The sequence below is a fragment of the Catenulispora pinistramenti genome (assembly GCF_018274385.1).
Lineage (GTDB): Bacteria > Actinomycetota > Actinomycetes > Streptomycetales > Catenulisporaceae > Catenulispora > Catenulispora pinistramenti.
Genome location: NZ_JAAFYZ010000323.1, coordinates 1 through 8,862, shown reverse-complemented (window position 1 = coordinate 8,862; position 8,862 = coordinate 1). Strand labels below are relative to the sequence as shown.

Annotated in this window: 8 protein-coding genes; 5 read left to right on the top strand and 3 right to left on the bottom strand. The window is 73.0% G+C overall.

All coding sequences use genetic code 11. From position 1 onward, the window contains the following. Positions 1 to 33 precede the first annotated feature (33 nt). Entirely contained in the window at positions 34 to 957 is a 924-nt protein-coding gene (locus KGQ19_RS45470; protein ID WP_212021321.1) for an N-acetylmuramic acid 6-phosphate etherase, read from the top strand. A gap of 163 nt (positions 958 to 1,120) precedes the next feature. Here KGQ19_RS45470 and KGQ19_RS45465 read toward each other — a convergent pair whose 3' ends face one another. The 3 genes from KGQ19_RS45465 to KGQ19_RS45455 are packed head-to-tail and all read right to left on the bottom strand — an operon-like array spanning position 1,121 to position 4,184. Further along, on the bottom strand, positions 1,121 to 2,017 hold the full coding sequence (locus KGQ19_RS45465; RefSeq protein WP_212021319.1) for a GNAT family N-acetyltransferase: 897 nt from the start codon (positions 2,015 to 2,017) through the stop codon (positions 1,121 to 1,123). Positions 2,018 to 2,058: 41 nt separating this feature from the next. Beyond that, positions 2,059 to 3,024 (bottom strand): MurR/RpiR family transcriptional regulator, encoded by a 966-nt coding sequence (locus KGQ19_RS45460; RefSeq protein WP_212021317.1) that lies wholly within the window; start codon positions 3,022 to 3,024, stop codon positions 2,059 to 2,061. After that, entirely contained in the window at positions 3,021 to 4,184 is a 1,164-nt protein-coding gene (locus tag KGQ19_RS45455) for a serine hydrolase domain-containing protein (protein ID WP_212021315.1), read from the bottom strand. Before KGQ19_RS45455 ends, KGQ19_RS45460 begins: the two co-directional genes overlap by 4 nt. A 99-nt stretch (positions 4,185 to 4,283) precedes the next feature. Here KGQ19_RS45455 and KGQ19_RS45450 point away from each other — a divergent pair, with 99 nt between their 5' ends. Genes KGQ19_RS45450 through KGQ19_RS45435 form a run of 4 tightly spaced genes read left to right on the top strand, consistent with a single transcriptional unit; the run spans position 4,284 to position 8,417 of the window. Continuing rightward, complete coding sequence (locus KGQ19_RS45450) at positions 4,284 to 5,177, top strand: GNAT family N-acetyltransferase (RefSeq protein WP_212021313.1); 894 nt, start codon at positions 4,284 to 4,286, stop codon at positions 5,175 to 5,177. Beyond that, the gene (locus KGQ19_RS45445; RefSeq protein ID WP_212021311.1) at positions 5,174 to 6,325 is read left to right on the top strand and encodes an exo-beta-N-acetylmuramidase NamZ family protein; all 1,152 of its coding nucleotides are present in this window, start codon (positions 5,174 to 5,176) and stop codon (positions 6,323 to 6,325) included. Before KGQ19_RS45450 ends, KGQ19_RS45445 begins: the two co-directional genes overlap by 4 nt. Continuing rightward, positions 6,325 to 7,740, top strand: coding sequence for a glycoside hydrolase family 3 protein (locus tag KGQ19_RS45440; protein ID WP_212021309.1), 1,416 nt, complete (start codon positions 6,325 to 6,327; stop codon positions 7,738 to 7,740). The genes KGQ19_RS45445 and KGQ19_RS45440 overlap by 1 nt, the downstream gene beginning before the upstream one ends. Before the next feature lie 23 nt (positions 7,741 to 7,763). Beyond that, the gene (locus tag KGQ19_RS45435; RefSeq protein ID WP_212021307.1) at positions 7,764 to 8,417 is read left to right on the top strand and encodes a class I SAM-dependent methyltransferase; all 654 of its coding nucleotides are present in this window, start codon (positions 7,764 to 7,766) and stop codon (positions 8,415 to 8,417) included. Positions 8,418 to 8,862 lie beyond the last annotated feature (445 nt).

Here is an 8,862-nt window from a genome sequence, read left to right as displayed (position 1 = left end):
CCCCCGGCTGACCCCCGAGAGGAAACGCCACGCATGAGCTCCCTCACCCCGCCCACCGCAGAGCGCGTGGCCGCGCCGACCGAGGAGCGCAACCCGGCGACCGCGGACATCGACGCCGTGCCGACGGTGGAGGTGCTCAGGCTGCTGAACGCCGAGGACGCCCGGGTCCCGGCCGCGGTCGGCGCCGTCCTGCCGGCCCTGGCCGACGTGGTGGACGAGACGGTGCGCCGCCTGCGCGCCGGCGGCCGCGTCCACTACTTCGGCGCCGGCACCTCCGGCCGCGTGGCCGTGATGGACGCCGCGGAACTGATCCCCACCTTCGGCCTCCCGCCGGGAGTGGTAGCCGCCCACATCGCCGGCGGCATCAAGGCCCTGACCATCCCGGTCGAGGGCGCCGAGGACTCGGTGGCCGGCGGCGCGGCGGACGCGGCCGAGGTCCGGGCCGGTGACGTCGTGGTCGGGCTGACCGCGAGCGGGCGCGCGCCCTACGTCGCGGGAGCGCTGCGAGCAGGCCGGGCGGCGGGCGCCTACACGGTCCTGGTGTCAGCGAACCCGGCCGCGGCCCTGGCGGACCAGGCGGACGTGCACCTCGGCGCCGACACCGGCCCGGAGGCGATCGCCGGCTCGACCCGCCTCAAAGCGGCCACCGCCCAGAAGCTGATCCTCAACGGCCTGTCCACCGCCGCGATGATCGCCCTGGGCCACACCTACTCCAACCTGATGGTCGACCTCGCCCCGACCAACACCAAACTGCGCGGCCGGGTCCTGACGATCCTCACCGAGGCCACCGGCCTGCCCGAGGACGTCTGTGCCAAAGCCCTGGCCGACGCCGACGGCGAGCTGAAGACGGCGCTGGTCTGCCTGCTCGGCGCCGTCGCGCCCGACCAGGCCCGGCGCGCCCTGACCGCCGCCTCGGGCCAGGTGCGGGCGGCGCTGGCGGCCTCCGCGCGGACCTGAGCCCCGCACGGAGGCCGCCGGCGAAGTGGGGCGGCGGGCGGTTCTGCGGGTGGCGGTCGCGGTGCTCGCTGGTCCAACTCGGCCGTAGTGTGGGTGGTGGTCGTAGCGCGCGCCATGGCCATGGGCTCGCATCGCCGAGTCAGCGTTCTGACAATTTGCCAGATCAGCGGCTGGTGACCCGCACGTAGTACCCCTCCGGGTCGGACACCCGGAAGTCGCGCAAGCCCCACGGCCGTTCGGTCAGCGGGTCGGCGATCGGCCAGCCGCTGTCGGAGGCACGCCGGTACGCCGCCTCGACGTCCCCGACCTCCAGGACGATCTCCGTCCCGCTCGGCACGCTCCGTACGGCCGGGTCCACCGCGCTCCACGACGGCACCGCGCCGATGCGCGCCAGGCCCGAGGCGACCGCGGCATACGGGTTCTCGCTTTTACGCCGGTCGTCGGCGAGGTCGAAGCCCAGGACGCGGGTGTAGAAGTCCACGAAAGCGTCCAGATCGGCGGCGAACACCTCGACCCGCAGCGCCGCTTGATGCTCCCGCGCCAGCAGCCCCATCTTCACGTCGTCGTGCCACCGCCCGCCGCGGAAGAACGCCTCGCGCAGTCGTCCCTCCTCCACGAAGCCGACCTTGCGATACGCGGCGATCGCCGCCGGGTTGTCGCCGTTGACGCTCAGGTGGATGCGGTGCAGCCCGAGCTCGGTGAAGCCGAAGTCCACGATGGTGCGCACGGCGTCGGTCCCCAGCCCGCGCCCCTGATGCGGCGCGCCGATCATCACCCCGAGTGTCGCGCACCGGTCCTTCACCGTGGCACCGAACAGCGCCACGTGCCCGATCAGCTCGCCGGTGGCCAACTCCACGGCCGCCAGGCCCGCGTCGGCGCCGTCGTTGGTGCTCCAGGTGCGGAACATGGCCGCGACCTCGGCGGCCTGCTTGGCCACGAACGGTCCGTGGGTCTGCCGCGCCATCGTCCGCGGGTCGGACCACCAGGCGACCAGCGAGTCCAAGTCTGATTCCCGCAGGACCCGCAGTCCCACCAACTGGCCGGTCAACGTGAAGTCCATCAAGACCACCCCTCCCTGGCAATGGTCGAGATGGTATCGAGCTACCGGCCCCGCGCCCCCTGCACGGCGCTGCGCGTCCGCTCCAGCGCGCGCGTGGTGCGGCTGAAGTTGCGCTGCGCCACGCCCACGAACAGGCAGTCCACCACCGTCAGCGCGGCGATGCGGCTGGCCATGGCGCCGGAGCGGAAGGTGGTCTCGCGGACCGCGGTGGTCAGCACCAGGTCGGCGACGTCGGTGATCGGCGAGCGCGGGAAGTTGGTGATGGCGATGGTGCGGGCCCCGTTGTCGTGGGCCTCGGCCAGGGCGGTGACGGTGGCCGGGGTGGCGCCGGTGTGCGAGACGCCGATCGCGACGTCGCCCCGGCCCAGCAGCGCCGCGGAGGTCAGCGCGGCCTCGGCGTCCGGCCAGGCGAAGGCCCGGTGCCCGATCCGGTGCAGCTTCTGGTGCAGGTCCAGGGCGATCAGGGCGCTGGCCCCGATCCCGTAGACGTCCACGGCGCCGGCCGACACCACGGCGTCCACCGCGCGCTCCAGCACCTGCAGGTCCACCTGCGCGACGGTGTCCTCGACGGCGCGCGCGTCGGCGTAGCCGAGCTTGGTGACCACGTCGGCCAGCGAGTCGCCGGGCCCGATGTCGCCGCCGGCGGTGTGCGCGGTGGCGGCGGCGTCCTCGATCCCGGCCGCGGCGGCCAGCCCGATCCGCAGCTCCGGGTAGCCCTTGAGCCCGACCGCGCGGCAGAAGCGGATGACCGTGGTCTCCGAGGTGTCGCAGTCCGCGGCCAGCTCGCTGATCGTCTTGGCCGCGACGCCGGCCGGGTCGGCGATCGCCGCCTCGGCCACCCGGCGCTCCGAGGGCGGCAGCGTCGGCAGCAGGGCCCGGATCCGCACCAGCACGGTCGGCGGCGGGCCGGCCTCGCCGATGACCAGCGTGGAGACGCCGGCCCCGGCCGAGGCGGCGGGCACCGCGCCGCGGCCGCCGCGGGACTGCCGATTCGCGCCACTACTCATGTCGTGATCCTAGAGCCAGCTCCGGCGCCGTCGGTACCGCCGTTGAGGGAGCCTCCGGATCCGCCTTCGCGCACGTCACCGGGTGGGACCGCGAACTCGTGTGCGACGTCGTGTGCGACGCCGTACGCGGCGGCGACCGCACCGTGCAGCGAGCGCCGCAGCTGCCGGGCCCGATTGTCCCGGCCGTACAGCACCGCGTTGGTCAACAGCACGCACCAGATCCCCGAGACCGGGTCGAACGCCAAGCTGGTCCCGGTGAACCCGCTGTGCCCGGCCCCGGTCGGCGGCCACCGGTCGGACATGAAGTCGAACGAGTCGCCGCGCAGCGTCCAGCCCAGCCCGCGCCGGCCGTCCAGCCCCTCGGTCTGGCACCGCAGCGCCTCGGCGCGCATGGACCCGGACAGGATCGGGCTGTCCTCGGCGAGCCATCCGCCGCGCAGGTACGCCGCCAGGTCGGAGGCGGTGCCGAACAGGCCCGCCTGGCCCGCGACGCCGCCGAGGCTTTCGGCGTTCTCGTCGTGCACCACGCCGGACTTCGCGTCCTGACGCTCGGGATCGTCGAACCAGTTGGCCTCGGTGGCGGCGGCGGGCCCGGAAGGCAGGTAGCCGGTGGCGGTCATGCCCAGCGGATCGGCGACCAGCTCGCGGAACGCCTCCTGCAACGGCTTGCCGGTCAGGTCGGCGACGATCCGCCCCAGCAGGATGAAGCCCGGGTCGGAGTACTTCACGCGGGTGCCCACCGGCGCTTCCAACGGCTCGGCGAGCACGGCCGCGAACCGCTCCTCGGCGGTCCCGGGCAGCCGCCACACCTCCAGGATCGCGGGCAGCCCTGAGGCGTGGGCGAGCAGATGCCGGACGGTCACCCGGTCCTTCCCCCGGTCCTTCCCGAATCCGGGCAGGTACTTCAGCACCGGATCGTCCAGCCCGATCTCCCCCGCCTCGACCAGGCGCAGCACGCACGGCAGCGTGGCCGTCACCTTCGTCAGCGACGCCAGGTCGTAGCGCGTGTCCGGGCTGACGCCGGCCCCGAACGCGGCGCCGTGCACCGGCCCGTCGCTCCCGCGGCCGTACATCAGCACCGCGCCGGGCACCACGCCGGCGCGCACGGCCTCGGCGACGATCTCGCCGGGACCGGCACCCACCACAAAATCGCCGCTCACCCTCGGTTCCTTCCCGCGTGGGGCCGGTGGTAGGTTTCCACCGTCAACATGCCTGAAGACGTTAGCAAATGACGACAAGCTTAGTGACAGAGAGCCGCTATGCGCCAAGCGAATACCGAAGACCTGCCGGCCCTGCGGTCCCTGGCCCGCACCGGCCTGATCCACGACCCCGACGCCGACGCGATCGTCGACCTGCTGTGGTCCTCCGCTGCCGAAGGCTGCCGGATCGCTCTAGAGAGCTCCGGCCGGATCGTCGGCTTCGCCCTCGGCTCACTGCGCCCGGCCCGCGACGAACAGCCGGCCACCGGACACGTGGAGCTGATCGTAGTCGGCCCGGAGTACCGGGAGCAGGGCCACGGACGCGCACTGCTCGCCGAGCTGGAGCGTCGCCTGACCGACGCCGGCGCGGCCCGGCTGCGCATCCGCGGCAACCCGCCGGACTTCGCCTGGCCCGGCATCGACATCCGCTACACCCCGGCGGTCTGCCTGGCCGCGGCGGCCGGCTACGAGCGGCTGCTCGACGCCAACAGCATGCTGGTCGACCTGGCCACGGCGAACCTGGCGACCGAACAGGACGTGGAGCGCCTGGCCGAGGCGGGCATCGAGGTGCGGCGCGGCCGTCCCGAGGACGAGGCCGCCCTGCGCGCCTGGTCCGACGAGGCGTTCGGCGGCACCTGGGGCCAGGAAGCCGCGATGGCGCTGCGCAAGGACCCGCCGACGCTGCACGTGGCCGTCCGCGACGGCGCGTTCCTCGGCTTCGCCGGCCACGGCATGCAGCGCGTGGGCATGTTCGGGCCGATGGGCACCGACGAGGCGGCCCGGGGCCTGGGCATCGGCGCCGTACTGCTCCGGCGCTGCCTGGCCGACCAACGCGACGCCGGGATCGACGTCGTCGAGATCGGCTGGGTCGGTCCGGCGCGGTTCTATTCCAAGACCGTCGGGGCGCGCCTCGGCCGGGTCTTCTGGGCCTTCGAGAAACCGGCCGCCGCATGACCGTCTCAGGGCTCGAACGGTTGGTCCACGCCGGGAAGCCGTTCGCCGGTCAGCGCGTCGGGCTGCTGACCCACCCGGCGGCGATCACCTCCGACGGCCGGCACGCCGCGCACGCGCTCCTGGACGCCGGCGCCGACCTGCGAGCCCTGTTCGGCCCCGAACACGGAGTGCTGGGCACCGCGCAGGCCGGGGAATCGGAGTCCGCGGCGACCGATTCGAGCACCGGGCTCCCGGTCTACGACACCTACAACCACAGCGTCGAGCACCTGTCCGGGATGCTGGCCGAGGCGCGGATCGACGTGCTGGCCGTCGATCTGCAGAACGCCGGAGCCCGGTTCTTCACCTACGAATCAAGCCTCTACGACGCCCTGGCCGCCGCGGCGCTGATCGGCCTCCGGGTGTGCGTGCTGGACCGGCCGAATCCGTTGGGCGGACAAGCCGTCGCCGGGCCGATATTGGACCAGGCGTACTCCTCGTTCGTGGGACGGGCCCCGATCCCGGTGCGGCACGGCATGACGATGGGCGAACTCGGCGGCTTGTTCGCCGCCCGGCTCGGCGTCGAGGCGCCGGAGGTCGTGACGCTGGCCGGTTGGGACCCCGCGCGGCTGTTCGGCGCGACCGGGCTGCCGTGGGTGCCGCCGTCGCCGAACCTGCCGACGCCGATCAGCGCCCTGATCTACCCCGGAACGTGCTTCCTGGAGGGGACGAACGTCTCGGTCGGCCGGGGCACCACGACGCCGTTCGAACTGCTCGGCGCGCCGTGGCTGGACCGCGGCTTCGCCGAGCGGCTGCGGGCCGCCGAGCCGGCCGGGATCGCGGTGCGGGAAGCGTATGCGACCCCTGCTTTCGACCGGTACGCGGGCAGGCAGATCTGCGGCGCGCAGCTGCACGTCACCGACCCCGGGGCCGTCGATCCGCTGGCCGTCGGCGTGACGGTGCTGTGCGCGCTGCGCGACGGCTGGCTGGGCCGGTTGCGGTTCCGGGACGAACACTTCGACCTGCTGGCCGGGTCCGACGGGCTGCGGACGGCGCTGAACAAGGGCCGGTCCGCCGAGGAGATCCTGGAGGAGTGGCGGGAGCCGGCCCGGCGGTTCGCCGAGGTGGAGCGGGAACCGTATCTGTTGTATGCGCGCGATGGAGAGTGCTGATGTCCGAGCTGGATGTGTTGACCGCCCGCGTTCTACAGCCGGGTTTCGACGGTCGGGAGGTACCGGACTGGGTTCGCCGGCGGCTGGCCGGCGGTCTCGGGTCGGTGATCCTGTTCGCGGCCAACATCGAGTCGCCGACACGGCTGCGGGCGCTGACCGACGGGCTGCGCGCGGAGAACCCGGACATGTTCGTCGCCATCGATGAGGAGGCCGGGGACATCACCCGGCTGGAGGCGGCCACGGGATCGTCCTTCCCCGGGAACCTGGCGCTGGGGGCCGTGGACGACGTCGCGCTGACCGAGGTCACGGCCCGGTCGATCGGGGCGCTGGTGCGCGCGGCCGGGATCGATCTGGACTACGCGCCGGTCGCCGACGTGAACAGCGAGCCGCGGAACCCGGTGATCGGCGCGCGCTCGTTCGGGTCCGACCCGGCGCTGGTGGCGCGGCACGTCGCCGCCGCCGTCCGCGGCCTGCACGCGGCCGGGGTCGCGGCCTGTGCCAAGCACTTCCCGGGGCACGGCGACACGGTCGTGGACTCGCACTTCGGCCTGCCGACCGTCACAGCGACGCTCGCGGAACTGCGGCGCGACACCCTGCCTCCGTTCGCCGCCGCGGCCGAGGCCGGGGTGCGGGCGGTGATGGTCGCGCACCTGCTGATGCCCGAGTTCGACGCCGAACACCCGGCTTCGGTGAGCCCGGCGGTGATCGGCGGGCTGCTGCGCTCCGAGCTCGGCTTCGACGGCCTGGCGGTCAGCGACGCGATCGGCATGGCCGCCGTCCGGGAGCGCTACGGGCTCGCCGGGGCGGCGGTGCGGGCGCTGGCCGCGGGCATCGACCTGGTTTGTGTGGACAGCGACTCCACGGACGCCGACCTGACCGCCATCACCGACGCGGTCGCGGCGGCGTTGCGGGACGGGACGCTGAGCGAGGCGCGGCTGGTGGAGGCTGCCGGGAGGGTCGCGGCTTTCGCCGAGTGGCGGCGGGAGGCGCGGGAGACCCCTGTCAACGCGGCGGATACCAGTGTTGGACTCGCGGCAGCCCGGCGCGCGGCCACGGTGCTGCGCGCCGACGACGGCGCGCTGCCGCTGCGAACGGCCCCGCACGTCATCGAGGCCGTACTCCCCCGCAGCTTCGCGGCCTGCCTCGCCGAACTCCTGCCCGGCACGACGAGTTCGCAGCTCGCCGACACCACCGAGATCCCGGCCGACCGACCGCTGGTCATCGTGGTCCGCGGCATCCAACGCTCCCCCGAGGACCTGGAACGCCTCACCCGCCTGGTGAAGGACCGCCCCGATACCATCGTGGTCGATCTCGGCGTCGCGCACACCGACCCGGGCGGGGCGGCGTGGGTCGCGAGCCACGGCGCCTCGCGGGTCTGCCTCCAGGCCGCGGCGGAGATCCTGTCCGGCAGGTAGCCCCACGACGGGAGGACCCGACCATGACCGACCTCGACAACCAGACCTCCTACTGGGACGCGGTCGCCACGACGAAGCGCTTCACCCACCCGCTGCACGCGCCTTGGACAGCCACGGTCCGCCGAGACGCCGCGATCCTGGACTACGGCTGCGGATACGGCCGCACCATGGCAGACCTCGCAGAGCTCGGGTTCACCGATCTGACCGGCGTCGACAGCTCAGCGGGGATGATCGGCGCGGCCCGCACGCAGCACCCCACGATGCGCTTCGAGGTCGTGGACGCCCCGCCCGCCCTGCCGTTCGCCGACGCGAGCTTCGACCTGGCAGTCCTGTTCGCGGTCCTGACCTGCATCCCCGGCGACACGGCGCAGCGCCGGCTGATCGACGAGCTGGGCCGGACCCTCAAGCCCGGCGGCCTGCTCTACGTCAGCGACCTGCTGCTGGGCGACGACGCGCGCAGCCGCGAGCGCTACGACCGGTTCGCTGCGGCGCACGGCGCTTACGGGGTCTTCGAGACCAGCGACGGGGCCGTGTGCCGGCACCATCGGGCCGAGCACTTCGCGACGTTGCTGGATGCGTTCGAGGTCCAGGACAGTCGGCGGATCGGTGTGGCCACCATGAACGGGAACGCGGCGGCGGGGATTCAGGTTCTGGTGCGTAAGCTGGCAGCGGGTTAGAGGTGTTCGGAGTTTGCGGGCTGGGCTGCGGTTGGGGTGTGGGTTTCAAAGCTTTTTACGGCCTTCGGTCATAGGTGTGCCGGTTCGGGGTTCGGGGTGGTGGGTGTGTTTGTCGGGTGCCGGTTTTCGTGTTCACGACCCCGCCGCACCTCAGGCCTCTTCAACTCCAGCAAGCCAGAGCAAGGACACAAGCAAGATCAAGAGCAAGATCAACGGCACAGGCAAGATCAAGAGCTGAAGATCAAGATCAAGATCAAGGTCAAGGGCTGTGATGAAGGGCCGGGCCTCCGGCGGGCCTCGGCAACCTCAGGGAAACTTGCGCGGTTCCCTCGGGTGGCTGGGTGAGTCTCAGCGGCGGCGGCCTGTGAGGTGGTGCGGTCCGTTCCCCTCGGTCGCGTCGTCAGCCCGGGGGGTACAGCACCGGTGTCCGGGGGTAAAGTCCGCG